We start from the raw sequence: 23893 nt of genomic DNA, 5'->3' as shown, positions 1-23893 counted from the left end.
GGAGTTAAGTTAAATCTTGTGGGTAACGATTCCCAACTGTTGTAAATGCTGACCGAGTTTAGATGGAGTCTGAGAGGGTTGGCTATCCTCTACAGAAACCGATGCTGATGTGTCTGACGGTAACTCTTCTGGCAGAGGAATCCAATGACCACGGCTATCATACCAACGCAACCAAAAGCGCTTTAAGCCTTGGTATTCTCCGCACCACAAGCCGAGACCCAAATCTAATCCAGGAAACCAAAACTGATTGTTGTTTAACTCCTGTTTTTGATAGCGATCGCCTAACAGCTTAAACAACTGTAAACTATTGGTAGTATAGTCAAAAACCACATAGAAAGGAATCCCCAGAATTTGCTCATAAACCTCCCAAGCTGTAGGTTGTTGAGGTGATGATGGTTGTTTTGCGGTTTCATCTCGGCTAGGGAGAAACTCCATAACCATTGCTGGTCGTCGTCCTTCCTTCCAGATATAATAGCCTTGTTCACGAGGTAAATTAACTAGAGATTCAGATAAACCAACCACCGCAAACCAATCTGGATATTCGCACCAGGTCGGGTTTAATGGGTCATAATAGAGACTCATATTATTAGCCATCAAAATCAGATCTCTGGAATATTTAGGAGGTGCAAAAGTTAAGCAAAATAATTCCGACTGTAGCTGATAATAGCTGCGATTATCTCCGGGTTGTTTACATTTATTGATATCCATAATAACTAACCACTATTGACTGTAAATAATTTTATCCCCAAAACCTAGATTTAACATAGTCTAAAACTCCGATTAATTTAGACAAACTAGCCTGGGGATACCAGGGAAAAGTGATTAGGGAAACCACAGTAATCCGTAGTATTCGATACCAGCAAGCCAAACCTTTAGCGTGTTTTTCTAAACTCAGCAGATAGCTATAGATACTATGTTTGAGTTTCAGATGAGGATTTCTCCCAGTAATCGATGAGGGATGGTGAATTACCCCAATGTGGGGAGTCATCCCAATTTGATGTCCGAGTTTACTATAACGCAAACACAGGTCAAAATCTTCGTAATATAAAAAATAATCTTCGTCAAACTGAGGACAGTTTCCGAATTTTTGGAGATTAATTAACAAGCTACAAGCGGTAACCCAGGTAGTGGAGATACAATCAGAGACGGATGCTGGGAGATGCTGTTGCTGGACAATCAAGCCGGTTTCCTGTATAAATTCTCCTCCCCCAAACCAAACCCGTCCATCAGGTTGATAAACCAATGTTCCCAAAATCGAGAATTGGGGATTTTCGGTCACGACGGCTAAAACTTGGTTAGGGGTATGTTCTGGAATGACGACATCAGGATTAATTAGCCACACCCAAGCATTGTTGTCTCGGTGATAAACCCACTGTAACCCCAAATTACAGGCGCGACCAAATCCTAAATTGTGGGAAGCATCTAAAATAATGACTTGTTTTCTGTGTAGTTTCCAGATGCTTTTATCTTGGGGGGAGTTGTTAACAATAATAATCTGGTGGTCAATACTTGAACTATTAGCGATAGATTGAATTAGTGTTTCAATCAAATCAGTAGAGTGATAATTAACAACTATCCAATAAATCACAAAAGCTGGTTTTAGATGTAATCAGAAGTTGGGTTTACAGAACTAACCCCAGGGTAGCCATAATTAAGTTGAGAATAGCATATATATGTCGCCACAGATTCCCATTCTTATATAGTAAGTCAAGTCGGATAATTTGTCAAGAGTAAGGATGAAAAAAAAGATGGTAGGAGCAATGGGTAAATTGCTCCTACAGAGAGAAGGGAAGAGATGAACGGATTAGGAAAATCCCATCAAGTCAATTCCACCTGAGAATCATCTCCCAACATAAATCGTAAAGCCTTGGGTCTTTGTGGTGCGGTAGTCAATTGAGCGCGGCGACCAATTAGAGTATCAACAATGCGGTGATTAATATTAATAATTTTCGCCTCGGATAAAATCACACTATGCTCAATTTCAGCATCAATCAAATTGACAGCATCAGCAATACTGGTATAAGGACCAATAAAACTATTTTCCAGGTGACAATTTTCGCCAATTATGACGGGACCCCTAACAGTACAGTTAATCAACTTAGTTCCCCGACCAATTTTAACTCGTCCAATAATCTGACTTTGGGGGTCAACATCTCCTTCAACATTATAGGTAGAACGTTCATCCAAAATAATCTGATTAGCACTGAGTAAATCATCTTTTTTACCAGTATCTAACCACCAACCATCGAGGGTACAAGCATCAACCTTTTTATCAGTGTTAATTAGTTGTTGAATCGCATCAGTAATTTCCAACTCTCCCCTAGCGGAAGGTTGAATATTAGCTATAGCTTCATGAATGGTATTGTCAAAGAAATAAACGCCTACTAAAGCCAAATTAGAGGGAGGATTTTGAGGTTTTTCTACTAACTGTAATACTCTCCCATTATCACCGACAACGGCTACACCAAAAGAGGTGGGATTTTCGACGGGTCGCAGCAAAATCAAGCTATCAAGCTGCTTTTGTTTAAACTGTTCTAAAAAGGGAGATAGGGGATTTTGAATTAGGTTATCTCCCAAGTACATAATAAAGGGAGAATTACCCAAAAAAGGCTGGGCAATTTTTACGGCATGAGCGAGACCAGCGGGGGTATCTTGCAAAATATAAGTAATTTTCGCGCCAAATTGCTCGCCTGTACCTGTCAAAGTTTTAACTTCTTCGCCGGTTTCAGGACTAATAATAATGCCAATATCGGTAATTCCAGCCGCGACAATTCCCTCAATTCCGTACCATAAAATAGGTTTATTAGCGACGGGAACGAGTTGTTTTGCACCAGTATAAGTGAGGGGTCTTAGTCGAGTTCCTTTACCACCAGAAAGAATTAATGCTTTCATTAAAATTCACCGAATTAGGACTGTTTTAGAAAAGTTTTTGACAGGCTTATCGCCTGTTTTAGTGATGTTTTAGCCTTGATTAATTAGGGTTTTGAGCATAGTTCGGAGTCCAGACCGCCACTGAGGAGGATGATTTCCCAGGAGGGTTGCCAACTTTTTACCATTCAAAACCGAATAAGCCGGACGACGCGCGGGAGTAGGATATTCAGCGGTTGTAATGGGAATGACCTGTTGAATTTTGAGAGGTACACCCAATAATTTAGCTTCCTCAAAAATAGCGATCGCAAAATCATACCAACTGGTAACACCACTATTGGTATAATGATAGATACCAGATGTTTCTGAATTTAATTGGGGAATTAACTGGACAATTGCCGTTGCTAAATCTCCTGTCCAGGTGGGAGTCCCCACTTGATCCATGACGACTCTCAACTCTTCTCGTTCCCGACCTAAACGGAGCATAGTTTTGACAAAATTTCCGGTTCCTCCTGCGCCATAAACCCAGGCGGTGCGAATAATGGCATAATTGGCATCAGTGGCTAAAATGGCTTGTTCTCCGGCTAATTTTGATGCACCATACTGTCCTAATGGGTTGGTGGGGTCGGTTTCGACATAGGGATGGCTTTGGGTGCCATCAAAGACATAATCGGTGGAGACGTGAATTAATTTAGCATTAATCCGCTGGCTTTCGGCTGCTAAAATGCCGGGTGCTATGCCGTTAATAGCGGTAGCTAAATCGGTTTCTGTTTCGGCTTTATCAACGGCTGTATAGGCGGCGGCATTAACGACTATATGGGGTTTAATCTCTGCCATTAATGATGATATAGCATCAGGTTTAGCTAAATCTAGGGTATCTCGTCCGACGGCGAAAACTTCACCCAGGGTAGTGAGTAAAGGTTGTAATTCCGACCCTAATTGTCCGTTTTTTCCGGTTAGTAAAATACGCATTATTCAAAAACTTCTGCATTGGTCAAGGTGTGGGCATTTTTATCTTTTTCAGATAATTTAGGTTCTAGGGATTCTAGGGGCCATTCAATGGCGATGTCTGGGTCATTCCAGAGAAGCGATCGCTCATACTGTGGTGCATAATAATCAGTGGTTTTATAGAGAACTTCGGCTACAGGAGAGGTTACTAAAAAACCATGAGCAAACCCGGGAGGAATCCATAATTGTTGCTTATTTTCAGCACTGAGATAATAGCCTACCCACTGACCAAAAGTTGGGGAACTTTTCCGAATATCTACTGCTACATCAAAGACTTCTCCCAGGACTACCCTCAGTAGTTTACCTTGGGTTTGTTGAATTTGATAATGGAGACCCCGCAACACTCCTTGACTAGACCGAGAATGATTGTCTTGTACAAAGTCTGTGGTCACACCTGTTTTTTCGGTAAATACTTTCTGGTTAAAACTTTCAAAGAAAAAACCGCGATGGTCTCCAAAAACTTTCGGTTCGACGAGGAAAACATCAGGAATTTTCGTGGGAATAACGTTCATTTGACAGTTCCACAAAATGGCATCAATCTCTAGTTTACTATATGGGGGGATATAAAATAATCAAAGTGGAGTAATTTGCACAATTATCTGTCCATTGAGGCGAAAAAATTGATGTTGCTCTGGGTCATAAACCCAAGCCTTGATTTGGGTTTCTCCGGGTGGTAGAGATTGGGGGGGGAGGGTGGTTGTCCATCTTGATTGTTGGTAGCGATCGCTTTGGAGAATATCGGCTAAGTCAGGACTGTATAAGTTTACATAAGCACTAGCAAAAAATAGCTGTTGGTCGTCTTTAGATAAAAATACTAATTGTGGTTGTTGGTCTCGGTCTGGTAAAATAGCCCAACCTCTAAGAGTTAAGGATTCTGATGATTGAATGACTTGGGGAGAATCAGGATTTAAGGGAAAGTCAATATAACCATAGTTTAAGTCAGGACTATCGGTGAATTTAAGCTGGTTGGCGAAGTTTCTAAAGCCGATATTTTGGAGAGATTCTACGCCTTCTTGAATCCACCAAGTCGATCTACTGAGGGGGAGTAAACAACGTTGCGGGGAGTTTTGAAAAAAGGTTGATTGTGAGTCCAAATAGGGAAATAAATATAGACAAGTTTGGGCGGTTTGGCTATAAAATAAATTGGTCTGAACTCTGGCGATCGCATTTCCTGAACTCACCCAAACCAAACAGGCTAAAATCCCACAAATAAAGCTATAAATTAAAGTAGGAATAGGCAAGTTAAAACTAGCATACTTCTCAGAAATCCACTGAATGCTGAGATAAACTATGGCAATTAGTAATAATGTGGTATGGCTGGTATAGCGAACGGCTGTTAGGGGATAGTTCGCGCCTAAATCTACTCTTCCCCAGGTCATTAATAGAGATGTTAATAGGGAAAATATGCCCAAAGAAATCCAGGGACTAGCATCTAAAAATGTTTGAAATTTGGAGTATTTTCGGCTATGATAGTATAGTAAATACAGGAAAAATATGATAATTACTAAGCCCAATAACCAGGAGATTTGGGGAGATTGAACTATGGGTGCAGCGAGAACATTTAACCAAAAGTGAATAAAGGTATAAACTCGCTCCCAACCAGAGAGGGTAATAGATAATGGTTCCCGTTGATAACCAATGGCATATAATCCACAGGATAGCAAAAAGAGGAGTAACCAAATAAGCGATCGCTTTCTTTGTTGTGTAGCATTTCCTGGTAGAGAAATTAGGGAAGGCATAACCGCCAACCAGGACACCAAACCTTGAGCGGAGGAAAAACTAGCGATCGCACATAAACCAGCAGCTATCAAGAACTTATGGCGAGGATTTAAGGGACTTGGCATAAAGATTAACAGGGCGAAAATGATGCAAAAGTTAATCAAAAAAATGGGGATTTGAAATCCCCAAAGCCATTCTTGATTGAGGGAAAAAAACAGAATACAGGCGAGAAAATTAGCGAGATGAAAGAGGTAAATATGAGTCACCCCATTAGCTGAAAGTGACAATTTATATAACCCCAAAAACGAGATAATTGCCAGACCCAGACTAAAATATAATTCGGCTTTAATATTCCATTGTGACAGAAAACCCAGACCGATAAAAATCAGTCTGGGAAAGAAAATTCTATGGGTGTTGTGAAGAGCAAATAAATCAGGAAAGGTTAAATTTCCGTTAGCGGTCTTTTCAAATAAACCGGGTAAAACCCACTGGTCAAAGGAAGGCACATCTACAGCAAAGTACCCCACAAAAGCGATCGCAGATAGCACAGGAAGTAGATAACCAACCCACAACCCAGAATGATGAAATTTAAGTAGCGATCGCCGAGGGGTATCAAACATTTAAAGTCAATTAGGCTTATCTCAAGTTAGTGATACTTTCAAACTTACCTGTGAGTCGGCTAAACAGCATTTGCAAAACCGTGCGCTTACCGATATTAACCTTAGTATTGACCGCCATACCAGACTGCAAGTTAATTGTCACCTCCTGTCCTGGTACATCTTCATTGAGCATAAAATATTGTCTTTCCAGCTTAATATTTGCCCTAAAGGAAAAGAATGGGCGACCTTCTTCTGGAGGAATAGCATTTTGGCTAATCCATATCAACTCACCCGGAACCGTGCCAAACTCATTAGAAGGGAAGGCATCAATATTAACTTCCACGCCAATACACTGATCATCAGCAATACCAATTTGCTCTCGCGCCGCCGCCGAGGTAGGACAGATACAGTCTTTTTCCACCTGACACTCAATCACCTCTCCTGCCACTTCCTTGCCGTCAAAAGGAGTCAACAACTCCCGTTTAACCCGCAGAGCATTTAACACCAGTGCCATATCACTATTATTGATATGAACTTCTGCTTTTAAGCCTTCATCATCATCTAAAATCGTCAGCAGAGGTTGAGTTTGTTGAGCCTCAAAATAGGCTTCATCACAACGGGAAGGCATCGGATCGCCAGGTCGAAGAATAGAATTGATGACATAGGAGCAAATCTCATCCTGATTCATATCCAAAGCAGCATTAGATTTAGTCGAAGGCTCTAATTCAAAGATAATCCCCGATGCCGGCGCTCTCAAAACCTGAGTATTTCTCTGTTCCTGCAACTTTTCAATTTGAGACTTAATGTCAGAGATTCTTTTTTCATTGTCCAACCGCAAACGACTGAGTTGAGAATCAGCGCTGGCAATTTGTTTATGATTTTCTTGAATACGACTATAGATATCTCTAGCCCAGGAGTCCTTAGTATTTTGCAACTCCTGCCTAGTGCGAGCAATAGATGTCTGGATACGTTGTTCCTCATTCTGTAGCCGTTCAATTTCGGCTCTTTGTTGTTCAATATCCCGGCGGCGCTGATTAATTTCACCTTGTCGTTGTTGAATTTGGTCTTGTTGTCGCAGCACCTCATTTTGGTTTCTGAGGATATCCTGTTCTTGCTGTTTGCGTTGCAGGTCAGACATAGCCCCTTGCTCAACCAAGGGAGAAATTTGAGCTAAAATCGATTCATTAACACTCAGTAGTTCCTCAGACTTAGATAACTGATTGCCAGCCAAGTTTAACTGTTGTTCTGAATAGGTCAATTGATTTTCAATATAGCGCAGTTGTTGACGGGCAGCCGCCAGGGTATCTTGATTTTGAATCGATTGTTTTTCCAGTTCTTGAATTCTCAGTTCACCCGCCGCGACTCTGGATTGGTATTCAGCGCGATAGTTAGCGACCAAACCCGCCATATTCGGGCTAAAACTGACAGCAGTTCCTCGGTCATGGTAAAGTTCGTCCACCAAGGATTGTAGAGTTTGATTTTCTTGAATGCGGGCTTCTCGGTCTCTGACCAAATCTGCTAACTGTGGGGGTAAGTTAGTAGTAATTTGATTATTAACAATGCTCTCATAGAACTCGTTTTCCTTTTCTAGGGCGGCTCGCAAACTTTCAACGGCGCGCAGATCAGCGCTAGGATTAGTGGGGCTAAAAGTCAGTATAGGCTGATTTCTTTCGACCCGATCGCCATTTTCGACGTGCAAGCGGACCACCGCGCCAGTAGTTGGGGCTTGAATTTCCCTAGCTCCCGATGTCAGGGCCAATTGTCCCATAGCTGGGACTGTTTGCTCAATATTAGCAAAATAAGCCCAAATGACGGATGTGGTGCTTACTAGCATAATCATCCACAGAAACAAGTGGGAGAGGAGACCAGGTTTTTCTAGGATGACCGGTTGTTCAGAAATAGATGCTGATTTCATAAGTTCTGTTATCTGTTGTTCAATACCAATAGAAAATGCTTAAAAACTCGACTCCTCTACCACCAATGACGTTGATCGCCTTACTGTTGTGCCTCTTGCTGTTGATACAGGCAATAGTAACGTCCTTTGATAGCCATTAACTCATCATGGGTTCCTTGTTCTACGATCGACCCTTGATCCATCATAATGATAGCATCAGCATTTTTGATAGCGCTGAGGCGGTGGGTAATAAAGAACACCGTCCGATCATGAAATTCTTGACTGAGATTTTGACTAACTAAGCGTTCTGACTGATAATCGAGGGCGCTAGTTGCCTCATCAAGAATCAATAGTCTTGGCTTTTGGAGAACGGTACGGGCGATCGCAATCCGTTGTCGCTGTCCACCGGAGAGACCGGAACCACGCTCACCCACCACCGTATTGTACCCATTAGGTAAACCCATAATAAACTCATGGGCATCAGCGACCTTAGCGGCTCGGATAATTTCATCGGTACTAGCTTCTGGGTTAGTGAGGGCGATATTTTCCTGTACTGTCCCACTAAATAGCAAAGTATCCTGAAGCACCACCCCAATTTGACGACGGAGGGAATATAGTTCGACCTTATTGATATCGTAATTATCAATTTTAACCCGGCCGGACATAGGTGGATAGAGACGTTCGAGGATTTTCATCAAGGTACTTTTACCGGAACCACTCAACCCCACAATTGCCACAAAGGAGCCGGCCGGGAATTCTAAATTAATATTTGCCAATTGCAAAGGGCCACTGGGTCCAAAACGGAAAGATACCTCTTCAAAGATAACAGAGCCATCAATTTCCGGCATGGGGATATTATTGCGATCGGCTTCGTCAGCTTCAGGAGCCGTATCTAAGACATCTCGCAGACGTTCTACAGACATTCCCACCTCTTGGAAACTTTGCCACACACTGACAAAGCGCAACAGAGATCCGGTCACGTTTCCAGCAATAATTCGGAAGGCAATCAATCCCCCGATAGTCAGTTCATTATTAATCACCAAATAGGCCCCTACCCACAACAGAGCCAAGGCTGAAAGTTTATTCAAAAACCCACTAATGGAGTTAGCCGCGGTCTGGGTGAGAATAGTTTTGAAACTAGAGCTCATATAACGGGCATAGCGTCCCTGCCATTCCCAGCGGGAGGTCAACTCAATATTTTGAGCCTTCACGGTTTGCATACCGTTAAGCACCTCCACCAGATAGGCTTGGGAGTGACCGTACAACTCAGCTTTTCTCCTGAGTAGTCTTTGGATAATGGGGGAGTTGATGATAATAATCAGAGCAAACAGGGGTAGGGGTGCTAAAGCCACTAGAGCCATAGTCACATTCAGATAGAACATGACCGCCACATAAACCACGGAGAACACCGCGTCCAACACTACCGTTAAGGCTGTACCTGTGAGGAAGTTACGGATATTACTGAGTTCCCCCACCCGTGCCATCAAGTCTCCCACCTTGCGGTTATCGAAATAGTTGAGAGGTAGGCGTAATAGGTGGTCAATTACTTCGGAACTGAGTTTAACATCGAGTCGGTTGGTGGTGTCAACAAACAGATATGTTCGCAGCGCAGACAGCAAGGCTTCAAATAGAGCTACCCCCAACATCAAAAATGCCAAAATATTGAGAGCGTCAATGTTGCGCTGTCCCATCACCTTATCGATGATGATCATGGTCAGCAGGGGGTTCACCAAGCCGAAGAGTTGCACAAAGAAGGAGGAGAGCAGGACTTCTACAAATACTCCCCGGTGTTCCATAATGGCTGGAACAAACCACCAAAAGCTGAACTGTTCCTGCTGATCACCTTTGGTTTCTTGGAGTAGGAGAACTTGACAGGCTTCTCCGTAAACTTCCACAAACTGGCCAGGGCGCATCTTTACTATCCCTTCTTCCGGGGATGCCATGACCAGTTGTTTTTCGCTGATGCTATAAATGATGGCAAAGCTATTTCGCCACGGGATCATGGCGGGAGCTTTGAGTCGGCATAAGGCTTTGGAGGGGACTTGCACTAACTGGGCGGTAATTCCCATCATTTGAGCGATCGCCCCACAGGCTTGTAGGGTTAGAGAACCCGCAGTTTCTAGCTGACCTTCAATGATGCGCCGAATTAGTTCTTTGCGGAAATTTACCCGAAAATGCTTGCTCAACATATTAAAGCAAGCTAAGGGAGCGTCAACAGTACCCCGTCCCCTCACTACGGGAAATCTTTGAATTTGTTGGGAGGAGTCTATTTCTGGCTCTGGGGGGGTTTCTGGCGCAGGGATAACATGGGGTAATAATGCTTTTAACCCGTCTTGTGATGTGTCTTCTTCCGATATTACTTCGGTGTGTGTCGGAGCCTGTCGCAACCCTACCAGTCGCGCTCCCCTGGGTCCTTCTACTTTCAGGCTTTTACCCAAGGTTTCTAAATTGATGCCATTTCCGACGGAGTAATCTCCCACCACTCCGCTACTAACTAACCAGAGTCGATTAGTATCTAGTCTGAATTTTAGATCTGAGCCTTTGGTTTGACCGTTTAGGAGGTTGACGACGATCGCATCTGGCCAATATTCTTTGGTCATTTCTTTGATGTTACCGCCGGAGTTCGCTACCTGTTGCAGGTTTTGGCTCAGTAACTCAAATACTTCTGATATGGCTGCATGGTCTCTAAATGCCTCCGCAAACTGGGGCTCTTTATCCATTAGTTTAATAAAGACCGCCGCCGGGATGCTTATACAAATCATCTCTGTCGAAGCGATCACTGTTTCGCAGGGAACTCCCCTTAGTAAACCAGCCCATCCCAGGATTTCTTTGGCTCCTAGTAGTTGTAAGCTGGTATGGCGTTGGCTTCTGGAGTCATAAGCTAACAGTCGAGCTTGTCCCTGATAAATTACTGCTACCTGGGTGGGGAGTTTGTCTCGCTCAAAAATTGGTTGTCCTGTCCGGTAGCTTAATAACTGACATTGGGGTAATATGTCTCGTAGCCCCTTTTCGCTGATGCGATCGAAGGGGCTAGTTTCCAGCAGAAATTCCTGGATCTGTAGGTTGGAAACGGCAGATGTGGTCATGATACGGAAGACACCTCAGTATGCAGGGGTTCAAGACAGCCAACTTTGGCTATTTCCTCTCGGAGCCAAGTCTCAAATAGTTCGTCAATTAAATGACGGCGCATGGACTCATCGAGTTGGGCTGGGATGAATTTTTCTAGTCTAATAATTACCATCCATTCTGATAAGGGACGCGGGGGCCACAGTTGTCCCGGTTGACTTACTGCTAACAGTTTACTAATTGCTGGGTGGGGTTGGGCTAAGGACACCGGCCCCATGATTCCACCAGTCCGAGATTCTGGCCCCTCTGAGTATTCCCGTGCCGCTTCGGAAAATTCTTGCTCTCCTTCGGATATACGAAAATACAATTCGTGGGCTAGTCCAGGATTTTTGGTCCTGATTAAAGAATACACTACATGATCTAGGCTACTTTTCCGGGTGATAAAGTAGCTTTCTACTTTGTTAGTCCACCGTTCCCGCTTGAATTTTTCTATTTTAATCGGACGCTCGGCGATCGCCTGAGCTTCTTCTAAGGTTAGTTTATTTAAGTTTAACCAGGCCTTTTGAGCTTCTGGAGAGGTCAGTTGGTGTTGGGCTGCAAATTTTTCCAGCGCCGCCGCTGCTTCCTCTTCTGTGCAGGTAATCTCGGCGATCGCTTCGTCTAAAATTACCTCACGCACAAATGGCACCATCATCTGATAGTGCTTTAGCCGCGACGGGATCTCCTCTGCCTTAATAATAGTCTCTCCGACTTTATACACTCCGGTCATTGCTCTCTCCCACTGACTGGGGCTTCCCCCTGAGCTTTTATCGCTTCACTACCCTAGGGTAATGATTGTGTTTATGCAAGTTTTTCATATTAAGCACCGATGATAACAGACCTTTTGCCGCTCCTGTCCTGACGAAGCAAAACAAGTTTCGGTTCCGCCTGCCATACCACTGGCTTCCCTAAATTATTGCCTAATATATTCTACATATTGCATCATCAGTTCAGCTACTCTCTCTTATATACCATTGCCAATCTGTAGCGATCGCATCAGGAACATTAATTGACCCCCCCTCAATTGCTGATCTCCTCTTTTCCCCTTCTCCACAACATTTAAACATTTTTTTATTTGGGCTATTGACAAATTCCGTGTTTTGTGATATGCCTTACACTTAATTAAGGTAATGAGTCCAGACCAATTATGGCCATAATTCCCCAAACTGGTGACGCGCCAGCCATAATTAGCACAGTGGCTAGGCGGGGGATACTGGCTGAGAGACTCAGGACTAAGTAGGGATAGACACCTGGAAACTCTTGATATATCTGGCTTTGGTAGTGATTGGTGTTTCCGGTTAACCTCCTGACATTTGGGGTTATCTGGGATATTGGCGAAAATTTGCACAAAACAGGACAATTATACCTTTCTCTATTGTACAAAATTTAATTATAATGTCAAGTGCCTCAAAAATAAAGTTTTCTGACAATAAGATAAAAACCGATTTTGTGGAGTTTAAGCAATAACAATTAACCGATAATTGGCGATTAATTGAAAGCCTGTTAAAGCCGAATTATGGGATAATTGGCGGTACAAATTAGGGAGTGTGGTGGCGACCATAAAAAACCCAAACCCCATTACAGCCTGTTCAGAAATCATCTGATCACCTCTCAAAGTCCCTCTCCCTCTCTGGGATCCAGATTTAGGGTGAGGGCAATGTATTAAGCGACTGGTGAACAAGCTGTAAGTTAAGGTGGTGAGTCCAGACCAATTATGGCCATCATTCCCCAAACTGGTGACGCGCCAGCCATAATTAGCACAGTGGCTAGGCGGGGGATACTGGCTGAGAGACTCAGGACTAAGTAGGGATAGACACCTGGAAACTCTTGATATATCTGGCTTTGGTAGTGATTGGTGTTTCCGGTTAACCTCCTGACATTTGGGGTTATCTGGGATATTGGCGAAAATTTGCACAAAACAGGACAATTATACCTTTCTCTATTGTACAAAATTTAATTATAATGTCAAGTGCCTCAAAAATAAAGTTTTCTGACAATAAGATAAAAACCGATTTTGTGGAGTTTAAGCAATAACAATTAACCGATAATTGGCGATTAATTGAAAGCCTGTTAAAGCCGAATTATGGGATAATTGGCGGTACAAATTAGGGAGTGTGGTGGCGACCATAAAAAACCCAAACCCCATTACAGCCTGTTCAGAAATCATCTGATCACCTCTCAAAGTCCCTCTCCCTCTCTGGGATCCAGATTTAGGGTGAGGGCAATGTATTAAGCGACTGGTGAACAAGCTGTAAGTTAAGGTGGTGAGTCCAGACCAATTATGGCCATCATTCCCCAAACTGGTGACGCGCCAGCCATAATTAGCACAGTGGCTAGGCGGGGGATACTGGCTGAGAGACTCAGGACTAAGTAGGGATAGACACCTGGAAACTCTTGATATATCTGGCTTTGGTAGTGATTGGTGTTTCCGGTTAACCTCCTGACATTTGGGGTTATCTGGGATATTGGCGAAAATTTGCACAAAACAGGACAATTATACCTTTCTCTATTGTACAAAATTTAATTATAATGTCAAGTGCCTCAAAAATAAAGTTTTCTGACAATAAGATAAAAGCCGATTTTGTGGAGTTTAAGCAATGACAATTAACCGATAATTGGCGATTAATTGAAAGCCTGGTAAAGCCGAATTATGGGATAATTGGCGGTCAAAATTAGGGGTTATTGTGACGACTATAAAAAACCCAAACCCCATGGCGATCGCTCAATATTGCACTGATATCTTGATTAAGGTTAATCAAAGGTCGTTCATCCCATAATTCCAAAGCAATTTTAGCCACATAAACCCAGAGACTGACTTGGGAAGGTGATTCGTCAATATGGCGTTTTAAGTATTTCCATACCCCGCGAGTAAAATTGACATAATCAGCCCTATCTTTTTCATCAGCAAATTGGTAACTAGGGGAGAAAATGAATTTCAGAAAATCCTCAAATAAATAATTAGGAATCACCGCATTATGATAATTTATCCCCAATTGATAAGCCGGCTTATATAGCATAGCAGCCAACCAAGATTGACAACCATTTTCAACAGAAAATCCCTGAGAAACCCGAATTTTCAATGATTCCACAAACTCAGATTCGCTGTTGGTCAATGTCAACTCACGGATACCACTATTAAGGAGAATTTTATGCACTTTTCCTTGAACACCATCAGATAATTTTTGCAAGGAAACAGCCTGAGATTTAAGCCAGATGATCGCCGTCATTTTTCGCAGGAGTCGAAGGTGTTGCTGGGTAGGTTGATGGTGGGGGTTATGACGATATTGATTAACCAATTCTTCGGCTAAGTTTAGATAATCTTGGGGAGACTTAGACAACAGTTGTTGAAAGATATATTCTTTGATATTTAACGCCAAAAACCGATAGTCAGGGTCAATAATAATTTTCCGATATAGTCGGCTATAGTCTCGGATATTCTCACCAGCAATAATATTGAGTTGAGTTTGTTGTTGGCGATGAATTCGTAGGGTAGATAAGGCTTGATCAACAAAGGCTATTTGATAATCTGCCATAATTCTAAACCACATATCTGCATCTAATAATTGATGTAGGTCGGGGTCAAATCCTCCTAATTGAGAAAAGACATTACGCCGAATTAAAACAGTTGTCGGTTCGCCGATTTTATTTAACCGACCTCGGAAGCATTTAGGGTCTGATAATAATTGGGAACCGGGTTGAATTGTTTTTAAGTTTGACCAGTCTTGATGCAGGTTTTGGGTTCCTTTATAGGCGGCTTGACATTGGGGATGAGTCTGGGAATTATCATCAAGGATAATATGGCGGCGGGAGAAAACTAACCCAATTTCTGGGTTGGCTTCAGCCATAGCCACGAGTTGTTCTATACAGTTGGGTTCAAGGGTATCATCTTGGAATAGGAATTTAACATATTTTCCTTGAGCTTGGGAAATACAGAAATTGAGGTTATCAACTAAACCATAGTTAATATGAGTGAGGATACGAAAAGGGATAGGTGATGAGGCTTGCGAAGATTTGGCGATCGCTATAGTATCATCTATGGAACCATCATCAGCTAGGATAATTTCACAATTACTATAGGTCTGGTTTAAGGCGCTGAGAATTGCGTCTTTAATAAAGGTTTCGCCGTTGTAGGTGGGAATGCAAATACTGACCAAGGGAGGAGTTGTAGTTTCCGGTGAAAATTCCCTAATTGGAACTGAACGTATATCAGTAAAGTTTTGGGTAGCATTTTGGATAATTTGGAGGCGAGAAAAAATGCGATCGCCGATAGTTTGAGGACTTAATTTGGTTCTGATATCAGTAGCGGCTTGCTGACCAATTTGGGAAGCAGCTTCTGGGTGATTAACGACATATTGCATTAACTCAGCCGCCTGTTTAATGTTGGGAGCAGCCCACACATTCCCCGGTCGATAGGGTCCGTCTGTTTGGTCAATTAAAACTCGTCGATATTTGACCAAAAAACTATTGGCTAAATTCATAAATTCCGTATTGGAAGAATAGCCAGTAGCTATGACGGGTTTACCATAAAACATTGCTTCCGCCATGGTTAAACCAAAACCCTCGGAACGATGTAAGGAAATATAACAATCACAGTTATAAACTAAGCCGTTAATTTCTTCCCGTGATAAATAGCCATCAATAATTTGAATGGCTGAACAATTAGCGATCGCTTGAAAAAGGTGATTTCTTTCTTTGGGGAAACGATCAGAGTTAGAACACTTTAAGATTAACACCACATTAGTAGGATGATTTCCGAAAGCGGTTTTAAAGGCTTCCACCACCGCCAAGGGATTTTTGCGTGCCATGCGGCTATAGAAATCAAACATAAATAAAAAGATAAACTTATCGGGGGGAATTGATAACTGTTCCCGACTTAAAGTCACCTCTGGAAGTGAGACGGTAGGCATCATTTTAATTACGGGAATTGGCGACACCCGCCGAATAGCAGAGACACAATAATCACTATAAGTCCAGATTTCGTGAAATAGTGAAAATGCTTTAACCCACTCTGGGGGAAACTCTGGTAATTCCCACGCCCAGAAACCAATATTATATCGATTTTTAAAATAGTCAGCGCCGACAAGTTGAGCAAATCTCAGCACATCATTAGCATTAATTTGAATTAGGTTGATGGGATAAGGATGTGCGGAAGTAAAATTTTCAAAGCTATGATCTTGTTTACGGTGAGGACTCCCAGTAAAGTTATTAATTGCCACATTTAAGTTAACGGCTTCCATAGCTCTCAAGGTGGCGCGTACTCCTTCACCAATGCCAAATTCTCCATTAACAAAGCCAGCGACATTAACACCTAATTCGGGAGTAATAACTTTCGGTTTTGGGGAGGGTGCGACTGTTTCTAATTTGGCTAAAGTTTGGCTATAGCTACGGGAAGACCACAATATTTTTCGCAAATTGGGGGCGTTATATTGAGCGATTTTGGTAAATTCTCCGGGGGGGATAACTTTCTCGGTTAATAGGTGTAGGGATGAACCGTTAGAGTAAATATTCAAGCCGAATTTTTGGGCGATTATTTCTAATGACTTTGGGGTGTAAAAAGCTATATGCTGTCCTTCCTGGGGTGCATAATACCACCACTGACCAGGCTGGGGATTATGGGGGGGGAGAAGTTCGGTTGAGAAGAGAATATTTTTGGATAATTTCAGGATCTTGTTGATTTCATCTAGGGGGTTAGCAAAGTGTTCCAATAATTCAAATGCGGTGATGAGTTCATAGGGTTGGTCTGGGTTTAAATTGGCTTCTAGCCCGGTAGCTAATAGGTTGGGACAGAAGCTATCATACCAGTGAAATTTAAATCGGATATCTCGCATGAGCCGCACTAATAAACCGTAACCGCCTCCATAGTCGAGAAACTGACTATCGGGATTAAAAAAATGGGTGATGATTTGGCTGGCTAGTTGAGCTAACATGAGATTACGGAAAACTAAACCATCGTCGCTGTTAGCAATGGGTTGATTATAGGCTTCTGGTAACCAGTAGGGATTTTCGGTTTGCACAAATCCGCAATTCTGGCATTGAAAATAGTTAACATTATATCGGTTCAAAACTATGGTTTGACCGAAGGATATGGTAGCAGAGGCACAAATTTTACACTGCATAATTTACCAATTGCATTAATCACTAAGGATACTCTCTTCTCTGTCCATGGGTTTTGAGCAGGGGAGATACCTGATCATCTATTATATGACAACTGTCTCTAATCACGATCTACTTTAATTGTGATGGTATGATTTCAGCAGGTTGGTTTCTACTGAATTTTGGGGTTCCCCAATACTTAGACACTCACGGACAAACTACTTGACCCGCCACCGGAAATAGGTGGGCTATTCAATGATGATAATTAATGAGGGATAGGCTGATTATATACACCCGCCAATATATGGGTGTCTGGAAAATTAAAGGAGACGATCGCCTCGAAATTTATCTATCACTTACATTAGCCATGGGGAATTTTTGATGGGTTCCTCCTGCGAGAGGCTCCCGAATCTGTCACCGATGCTACAATGGTTATCAACTGTGTCTAAATTGACAAGATTTTGGCGAACCTATAGCCAAGAAGATTAGAGTTTAAACAATCATTGGGTGAAGACATTGAATTCGGAATTGTTGAGGGTGTTACCTGTAGATGCCCGCGTCATTGTTGAAATTAGCGATCGCCTTAACCCAGATATGAAGAAGTCAGCCTATCTGCGGAATAACCCAGAATGTCAATATTGGCAGATTTCTCCCGATCAGGACTTGACAAAAAGCACAATTTGTGATTATCTTGGGAAGATAGATGTTTTGGTTTATACCTGTGTCAATTTTCCAGGGCATGATTTTGGTAAACTGGTAAATGATTACAGTGTCTGGCTGAAACCTAACGGTCAATTTATCGCTGATATTCCTAACAGCGAATACTGGCGGCGGCTAGTTAGTTTAGCGTTGGATAAGCCACAGTTGTCGGATGTAGGTTTAAGTTTACAGGAAATCCGATCGCATTTTAATCGAGCGGGATTATATATCTATGAAGTGCGGACAAAAGGCGATCGCAGTTGGGAGTTTAACCAGTTTTTAGAGAGACTGAAATCAACTAATCCCTCTACTGTTGTCTACCTGAAAGAGTATAGAGCGCAAACGGTAGCGGAAAACTATCTAGTGCGGGGTATAAAGTCGAGTAACCCCCCAAAACGGCTATTAATCCAAACAGCAATCATGGCACCAACGGGGTGCGATCGCATTCGAGTTTTAGATCCCGATCGCTTTAGTGCCACCATTCCCGGAGTCCGCACCTTTGCTTCAGTCAGGTCAGCGATAATTATACCAACTATACCACAGGAAGCCAAAATTTTCATCTGGCAGCGCACCATCATGTCAGCGCGAGAACATCTTTCCGTGCTGAAAAGACTACTACAGGAAAACTATTTAATCATTGCTGAAATTGACGATAACCCCCTGCGTCGCCGAGAATATGCAGAGCATAATTATCTAAGTTATCGAGGCTGTCACGGTGTCCAAACTTCCACCAAACCTTTAGGAGTATTTCTGCAACAATTTAATCCTAATGTAGCTGTTTTCCCTAACCAACTAACCGAAGTTTCCCCCCCACGCCATAACTATGACAACGAGAAAATCAGTCTATTTTTTGGCGCATTAAACCGCGAGAAGGACTGGGACCCCATTATGGCATCTCTAAATAAAGTTTTATCAGCCAATTCCGGTCGAGTCCTGGTGCGAGTAGTTCACGATCGCCAATTTTTTGAAGCCTTAGCCACCGACCAAAAAACCTTTGAACCTTTCTGTCAGTATAACCGCTATTTAGAAATTCTGCAAAACTGCGACATAGCCTTACTTCCCCTGACCCCGACAGCAGTTAATATGATGAAATCAGATTTAAAATTCCTAGAATGTGCGGGTAATGGGGTAGCCGTCCTCGCCAGTCCTACGGTTTATGAATTATCTATTCAGCCGGAAAAAACCGGGTTAATTTATCGGACGATCCGAGAATTTGAAACCCAACTCAACCGCCTAATTAATAACCATACCTTACGCCGCCAAATTGCGGATAATGCCTATAATTGGGTTAAACAAAATCGCCTACTTTGTCACCATTACCAACAGCGTCACCGCTGGTATTTAGAAATGTGCGATCGCCTCCCAGAGTTAAACAGACAACTCCAGCAAAGAGTCCCGGAACTGTTTAATAATCCCTAGAAATAAATCCCCCCATGTCAGTGATATAGGGGGGATAAACTGTTAGATAAACTGTTAACTATCTAACACCCATTTTAACAGGATAGGGTTAACCAACTCCGGTGCTTCATCCTGGGGGCAATGTCCAACCCCCTCCAGAGGAATAAACTGTTTTACTGTGTCAAATTTAGCTAATTCTTGTCCAAGTTTTATCGGTTCCCATGGGTCTTCTGTCCCCCATAAAATTATCGCCGGACAGGGAAGAATGGGGAGTAAATCTTCTGGTAAAGGTCCTTGAGAATAAGTAGTAAAAGCCACAAAAACATCGACAGCATTGGGGTCATTGGCGGGGGTGATAAGCATGGTCACTAATTCATCGGTGACAGCCTCTTTGCGCCGATAAGCCTGTAGGAGGATATTACGGACAGTTTTAGGAGTAGCAAGTTGTCGAAAAAATAGCTGACTAACCCATCGTAAACCTAACACTTTTTGGGCTAATTCTGCACCCATACCCCGATACCAGGGTATTTCTGCCCTTTTGCGATCGTGTAATAGTCGCAGAGAACAATTTAATAAACCTACAGCGATCGCTATTTCTGGGTGAGAGACAGCCGCCTGCATAGCCACAATACAACCAATAGAATTTCCCACTAAAAAAGCCGGACTTCCGACCACCTCCCGACAAAAATCTGCCACTTGATCACCCCAAGTTTCAAAGGTATAAGATAGGCTACTACAGGGTAAAGGTTTAGCTGACCCACCAAACCCTAAAAGGTCGATCGCAAATACCCGACATTGATTAGCTAAAATAGGGATATTTTTGCGCCAGTGTCCCCAACTTGCACCAAACCCATGAATTAATACTACCGCTGGTCCTGTGTCTCCAGCGGCGCTATAACAGATAGGAAATCCTTTCCACAGCCAAGTTTGAGTTTCTACGGTAGTTGTTGTCATGGGAACAGTTAATCTTGAATAATTGATAATCGATAATTATAGCAATCTTCAATGATTAAGAATGGCTAATAGGTAACAGGGAATGGCAGAATTTGGTAATTATGAGGTGATCATTCCCTATCAGACAATTATCAATCATCCATTGTCGATAACTTCTTCGACTTCTTCCATGGTTTCTTCTATGGTTTCTTCTATGGTCGGTTTTTCGATGGGTTTAACAAATAAATTATTAGCCCTAACAAAACAATTGGCGGGAGTTCCGTCAGCTTTTTCTTCAATATATATCCACGGTTTCAAATCAGAATCCAAAGTGACAATAAACCCACCATAACTCAACTTACCAGTAAATACCTCATCAGTCTGTAAACGTTCAACCACCGGAAAATTGATAATGTTAGGAAAACCAGATTTTTCCGGGTTCCATACTTCTTTAATTGATTCAGAACCCATGCGACAATTTAAGCCATTGGGGTCGGGGTCAACTACCTGCCAATATAGGTGACTAGAATTGCCAATATAATCACCATTATCATTAGGTTGTGGTAAAGAAGTATCCGCTAAAACCCCTGCTGTACCAACGCCAAACACTAATCCAGCAATTAGAACTATCATTAACCCCAAAACTGGTAATTTCTTTAACATAATCTTCCTCTGAATATCTGACAAATATTTAGTCATGAATTCCCCCAATACTTGCTCTGGGCTACTCCTAGGGCATATGATCAGATATCAGGCGCAACCCGCGAGGTGGGTGGTCAGCAGAGTGTATGAGATACCTTACTGATTACCCTGAGTCTAACCTTCATCAACCGCCATAGGGATAGGGCGATTTGAGTTGGGGGGAACCCCTAGCAGCACTATCTCATCAAGTCCGGTAAGACCCCACAAGTTTTCCCTTCCCCGGTTGTCTGATATGTTTTTAAAAACTGGTGCGCCTTCCGCCTTTCCAGGGGTTGACGAGAACCCGAATCCGTGATAAGATTGGATATAGTGTTTTATAATTGAGTATAAAACACTAAAAAAATTATGCATATTCCCATTATGTAAAATATTAACCCATGGTCAAGGGATAAGTCAACCTATACCCCCCAAATGATGGGTTTTTTTACAAAAATTTACATATTAGCTGGGCTACTTTGTGGACAAGTGAGGCGTGTGAAATCCCCCAATTAATTTGCTAAAGTGGAGAATATGTTAAGATTCCGAATAATGGTCAACACAGACATTTCCCTGAGCTTTCACGCGCTATCTGACCCCCTACGGATTCAGATTCTAGAACTCTTACGCCACCAGGAATTATGCGTGTGCGAAATCTGCGAAACCTTAGAGGTTAGCCAGTCGAAACTGTCCTTTCATCTCAAAACGCTCAAAGAAGTGGGATTAATCAAAGGACGACAAGAGGGCCGCTGGATATATTATAGCATTAACCTGAGTCAAATGATTATCCTAGAAGAATATCTAGGGGAGTTTCGGCGATTTAGTCCAGTGGTTCCGGCTTTACCTTGCTCAAATTAATCATCATTTTCGGAGTTAGGGGGAGTGACTGGCTGTGATGATTGGGAGGTCAAGGCTTTAAGCGATCGCACTTCTTCCTGTAGTCGTTTAACCTCCTCTAACAATTGTTCATTAGACTGTGATAATTGCTGCGCCTGGCTACTAAGATAAGGGTCACTTTCCCACCAATTAATCCCAATTTCCTTAGCCTTATCTACGGAAGCAATTAATAAACGAATGCGGATACTTAACAATTCCGTAGACCCGACCGAGACGGAAATATCCCCAGCAATAACTATGCCTTTATCCAAAACCCTCTCTAGGATATCCGCGAGGGATGAACCGGAGGTAGACATCGGCACTCCGCGCTGAGGACTAGATGAACGTGATTGTAATGTCATTAATCACCCTCATAAACAACAAACAGGCGATTATCCTGTTGTGTCAAATAACTTTTTCTTAACAGCGAGCGCAAAGCATCAGTAGTTTGCACCCTGTTTAACCCCAAAGCTATCTCAATTTCGGAGACTCGCGCCCCATCAGAGTCTTTGATATAAGTATAGATTTTCTGTTCGGTATCGGAAAGATTATTAGGTACTGATGAAGTGGTCAATTCTTCCCTAGGGGGTAAAGCGATAATCTGGTCATTTTCCAGTCCTGATAAATGGTCAAATATCTGATGAAGTCGGCTTTCTAATTCAGCAATATCTCCAATAGCGCGCGATAAGAGGATATCACGGCAAACCTCTTGAAAATCGGGGTCAATGGGAACAATAGGGATATTATGTTCTTGACATATTCTGGCTAGCATCAAACTAGGTCGCAACCCAGAGGCTTTATCGGCGTTAGTTTGTTGTCTGGCTACCGTCTGAATTTTACTAGGGGCGATCGCATGGGTAGCCTCTCGGAATTGCTGCACTAATGTTACAATAGTTTGGGCTTCTTCCGGTGTAACTGCCACTTTTTGGATGAGGATTTCCTGTTGGGTAGCCTCGTCCGGTTCCGGCATATTCATGGTAATGAGGCGATCAAGTAAAGCATCCTGGGTGCTATAAACGCCACAGTATTCTTCAGGATTAGATGTAAAAATCGCCCGAAAATGGGGGTTAACCCTAATATATTCGGAACGGCTGTTATTGGGAGGCAGCACTAATAGTTTTTCCTCTAAAGCCGATAACAGAACGTTATTGACTTCAGGGCGGGAACGGTTAAACTCATCATAAACGAGGGTAAATCCTTCGCGACAGGCGAGGGTTAAACGGGAATCAATCCAGTTTTGCTTGAGTGAGTCTTCTAATTTAACTACACTGTGGATAAAGTTATCCACCACTTTTTTACGGGTGTAACCAGTTTGATTACCAATCATATCGGAGGACTTGAGTTCATCGTCCCCAAAAATCAACATAATCGGACGATTAAGCAAATCTGCCAAATGTAGGGCGAGGGTAGTTTTTCCGGTTCCCGCTGGTCCGCGCAAATGCACAGAAAACCCTGATTGAAGATACCGCAACGCCCTAACTGTAATTCTTTCAATGGCTGGAGTGTTAACAAATCCTTTAGGAACAGCACGAAGCACAGTGGTCATATTAATGTTAGATTGTAAGCTACCAGGCTAGGGATATTTTAGTCCCGAACCCTATTTTCATTTGATCTGTTGGCATAGTAGGCTTGAACGCTCTGAACAATCCAACCTTGGTTCAGAAGTTATCGCAAAGCATAAACGGTTTGAATGCGATTTAACTGCAAATCCTCCTCAATATCAGTCAATCGTACCCTCGACTGCTGATAAATGTAATCATAAACCCGTTCATCCGGGGTTAGGGGGATGAGGAACAACAGTAGTTGGTTTAGGCTGATTAGGGGGAACTGCTGGTTTTGTTGGTTCAGCAACCACCACAGCGGTAGGTGTTGTTGATTGGGCTGCTGTGGTAGTACTAGGCGCTGATTTAACCGCCTTCGGCTTGGTTTGAGGAACCAATGTTTGACTAGCCTTCGCCTTCTGAGGCGTTGCTGGGGTCGATTTCACCCTTTCACCACCCCAAACCGACTTTTCCCGTTCCCG

18 protein-coding genes and 1 pseudogene are annotated in these 23893 nt (G+C 42.7%); 2 read left to right on the top strand and 17 right to left on the bottom strand.

Going from position 1 to position 23893, the window contains the following annotated elements:
- Positions 1 to 9: 9 nt before the first annotated feature.
- From P5674_RS13010 to P5674_RS12955, 12 genes are all read right to left on the bottom strand, one after another.
- Positions 10 to 708 carry a Uma2 family endonuclease gene (locus P5674_RS13010; RefSeq protein WP_315670033.1) on the bottom strand — a complete coding sequence of 233 codons (699 nt, stop codon included), beginning with the start codon at positions 706 to 708 and terminating at the stop codon, positions 10 to 12.
- 31 nt (positions 709 to 739) lie between these two features.
- Positions 740 to 1588, bottom strand: a complete 849-nt coding sequence (locus tag P5674_RS13005; RefSeq protein ID WP_014275720.1) for a glycosyltransferase family 2 protein — start codon at positions 1586 to 1588, stop codon at positions 740 to 742.
- 230 nt (positions 1589 to 1818) lie between these two features.
- On the bottom strand, positions 1819 to 2892 hold the full coding sequence (locus tag P5674_RS13000) for a glucose-1-phosphate thymidylyltransferase (protein ID WP_006618572.1): 1074 nt from the start codon (positions 2890 to 2892) through the stop codon (positions 1819 to 1821).
- Between the two features lie 69 nt (positions 2893 to 2961).
- A complete protein-coding gene (rfbD, locus tag P5674_RS12995) occupies positions 2962 to 3840 on the bottom strand; it encodes a dTDP-4-dehydrorhamnose reductase (RefSeq protein WP_315670032.1) in 879 nt (292 codons plus the stop codon).
- Positions 3840 to 4388: a dTDP-4-dehydrorhamnose 3,5-epimerase gene (gene rfbC / locus P5674_RS12990; RefSeq protein ID WP_014275717.1), complete on the bottom strand. Its 549-nt coding sequence runs from the start codon at positions 4386 to 4388 to the stop codon at positions 3840 to 3842. The genes rfbD and rfbC overlap by 1 nt, the downstream gene beginning before the upstream one ends.
- 60 nt (positions 4389 to 4448) lie before the next feature.
- Entirely contained in the window at positions 4449 to 6215 is a 1767-nt protein-coding gene (locus tag P5674_RS12985) for a hypothetical protein (protein ID WP_006618575.1), read from the bottom strand.
- A gap of 16 nt (positions 6216 to 6231) precedes the next feature.
- Positions 6232 to 8109 carry a chromosome partitioning protein ParA gene (locus P5674_RS12980; protein ID WP_315670031.1) on the bottom strand — a complete coding sequence of 626 codons (1878 nt, stop codon included), beginning with the start codon at positions 8107 to 8109 and terminating at the stop codon, positions 6232 to 6234.
- A gap of 80 nt (positions 8110 to 8189) precedes the next feature.
- Positions 8190 to 11174, bottom strand: a complete 2985-nt coding sequence (locus P5674_RS12975) for a peptidase domain-containing ABC transporter (protein ID WP_315670030.1) — start codon at positions 11172 to 11174, stop codon at positions 8190 to 8192.
- Positions 11171 to 11923, bottom strand: a complete 753-nt coding sequence (locus tag P5674_RS12970; RefSeq protein ID WP_006618578.1) for a peptidylprolyl isomerase — start codon at positions 11921 to 11923, stop codon at positions 11171 to 11173. Before P5674_RS12970 ends, P5674_RS12975 begins: the two co-directional genes overlap by 4 nt.
- 726 nt (positions 11924 to 12649) lie before the next feature.
- Complete coding sequence (locus tag P5674_RS12965; RefSeq protein ID WP_231852207.1) at positions 12650 to 12793, bottom strand: hypothetical protein; 144 nt, start codon at positions 12791 to 12793, stop codon at positions 12650 to 12652.
- 423 nt (positions 12794 to 13216) lie between these two features.
- A complete protein-coding gene (locus P5674_RS12960; protein WP_231852207.1) occupies positions 13217 to 13360 on the bottom strand; it encodes a hypothetical protein in 144 nt (47 codons plus the stop codon).
- A 505-nt stretch (positions 13361 to 13865) separates the two neighbouring features.
- Positions 13866 to 17309, bottom strand: a complete 3444-nt coding sequence (locus P5674_RS12955) for a glycosyltransferase (protein WP_315670029.1) — start codon at positions 17307 to 17309, stop codon at positions 13866 to 13868.
- 484 nt (positions 17310 to 17793) lie between these two features.
- On the opposite strand from P5674_RS12955, the gene P5674_RS12950 reads away from it, so the two are divergent.
- Complete coding sequence (locus P5674_RS12950) at positions 17794 to 19404, top strand: glycosyltransferase family protein (RefSeq protein ID WP_035736434.1); 1611 nt, start codon at positions 17794 to 17796, stop codon at positions 19402 to 19404.
- A gap of 54 nt (positions 19405 to 19458) precedes the next feature.
- On the opposite strand, the gene P5674_RS12945 is transcribed toward P5674_RS12950, so the two are convergent.
- Both P5674_RS12945 and P5674_RS12940 read right to left on the bottom strand, forming a co-directional pair.
- Positions 19459 to 20337: an alpha/beta fold hydrolase gene (locus P5674_RS12945; RefSeq protein WP_006620377.1), complete on the bottom strand. Its 879-nt coding sequence runs from the start codon at positions 20335 to 20337 to the stop codon at positions 19459 to 19461.
- Between the two features lie 135 nt (positions 20338 to 20472).
- Entirely contained in the window at positions 20473 to 20979 is a 507-nt protein-coding gene (locus tag P5674_RS12940; RefSeq protein ID WP_006670796.1) for a hypothetical protein, read from the bottom strand.
- Positions 20980 to 21546: 567 nt separating this feature from the next.
- Between P5674_RS12940 and P5674_RS12935 the strand changes: the two genes are divergently transcribed.
- Positions 21547 to 21852 carry an ArsR/SmtB family transcription factor gene (locus P5674_RS12935; RefSeq protein WP_006620379.1) on the top strand — a complete coding sequence of 102 codons (306 nt, stop codon included), beginning with the start codon at positions 21547 to 21549 and terminating at the stop codon, positions 21850 to 21852.
- Here P5674_RS12935 and P5674_RS12930 read toward each other — a convergent pair.
- The 3 genes and pseudogenes from P5674_RS12930 to P5674_RS12920 form a co-directional block, all read right to left on the bottom strand.
- A complete protein-coding gene (locus P5674_RS12930) occupies positions 21849 to 22232 on the bottom strand; it encodes a gas vesicle protein (RefSeq protein ID WP_006670797.1) in 384 nt (127 codons plus the stop codon). The genes P5674_RS12935 and P5674_RS12930 overlap by 4 nt on opposite strands.
- Positions 22232 to 23416: a gas vesicle protein GvpN gene (gene gvpN / locus P5674_RS12925; protein WP_006620381.1), complete on the bottom strand. Its 1185-nt coding sequence runs from the start codon at positions 23414 to 23416 to the stop codon at positions 22232 to 22234. The genes P5674_RS12930 and gvpN overlap by 1 nt, the downstream gene beginning before the upstream one ends.
- 222 nt (positions 23417 to 23638) lie before the next feature.
- Positions 23639 to 23893: pseudogene (locus P5674_RS12920) on the bottom strand (gas vesicle protein GvpC); the annotation flags it as partial.

The organism is Limnospira sp. PMC 289.06 (assembly GCF_032350395.1).
Classification (GTDB): domain Bacteria; phylum Cyanobacteriota; class Cyanobacteriia; order Cyanobacteriales; family Microcoleaceae; genus Limnospira; species Limnospira platensis.
Note: the sequence above shows the minus strand (reverse complement) of the source record. Positions and strands in the feature narration are given on the sequence as shown.

Excerpts from the sequence above, each read along its gene's own strand:
- rfbC (WP_014275717.1), bottom strand. The coding sequence starts at position 4,388 with ATGAACGTTATTCCCACGAAAATTCCTGATGTTTTCCTCGTCGAACCG.
- P5674_RS12970 (WP_006618578.1), bottom strand. The coding sequence starts at position 11,923 with ATGACCGGAGTGTATAAAGTCGGAGAGACTATTATTAAGGCAGAGGAG.
- P5674_RS12945 (WP_006620377.1), bottom strand. The coding sequence starts at position 20,337 with ATGACAACAACTACCGTAGAAACTCAAACTTGGCTGTGGAAAGGATTT.
- gvpN (WP_006620381.1), bottom strand. The coding sequence starts at position 23,416 with ATGACCACTGTGCTTCGTGCTGTTCCTAAAGGATTTGTTAACACTCCA.
- P5674_RS13000 (WP_006618572.1), bottom strand. The coding sequence starts at position 2,892 with ATGAAAGCATTAATTCTTTCTGGTGGTAAAGGAACTCGACTAAGACCC.
- P5674_RS12940 (WP_006670796.1), bottom strand. The coding sequence starts at position 20,979 with ATGTTAAAGAAATTACCAGTTTTGGGGTTAATGATAGTTCTAATTGCT.
- P5674_RS12975 (WP_315670030.1), bottom strand. The coding sequence starts at position 11,174 with ATGACCACATCTGCCGTTTCCAACCTACAGATCCAGGAATTTCTGCTG.
- P5674_RS12960 (WP_231852207.1), bottom strand. The coding sequence starts at position 13,360 with ATGATTTCTGAACAGGCTGTAATGGGGTTTGGGTTTTTTATGGTCGCC.
- P5674_RS12980 (WP_315670031.1), bottom strand. The coding sequence starts at position 8,109 with ATGAAATCAGCATCTATTTCTGAACAACCGGTCATCCTAGAAAAACCT.
- P5674_RS12965 (WP_231852207.1), bottom strand. The coding sequence starts at position 12,793 with ATGATTTCTGAACAGGCTGTAATGGGGTTTGGGTTTTTTATGGTCGCC.
- rfbD (WP_315670032.1), bottom strand. The coding sequence starts at position 3,840 with ATGCGTATTTTACTAACCGGAAAAAACGGACAATTAGGGTCGGAATTA.
- P5674_RS12955 (WP_315670029.1), bottom strand. The coding sequence starts at position 17,309 with ATGCAGTGTAAAATTTGTGCCTCTGCTACCATATCCTTCGGTCAAACC.
- P5674_RS12985 (WP_006618575.1), bottom strand. The coding sequence starts at position 6,215 with ATGTTTGATACCCCTCGGCGATCGCTACTTAAATTTCATCATTCTGGG.
- P5674_RS13010 (WP_315670033.1), bottom strand. The coding sequence starts at position 708 with ATGGATATCAATAAATGTAAACAACCCGGAGATAATCGCAGCTATTAT.
- P5674_RS12930 (WP_006670797.1), bottom strand. The coding sequence starts at position 22,232 with ATGACATTACAATCACGTTCATCTAGTCCTCAGCGCGGAGTGCCGATG.
- P5674_RS12935 (WP_006620379.1), top strand. The coding sequence starts at position 21,547 with ATGGTCAACACAGACATTTCCCTGAGCTTTCACGCGCTATCTGACCCC.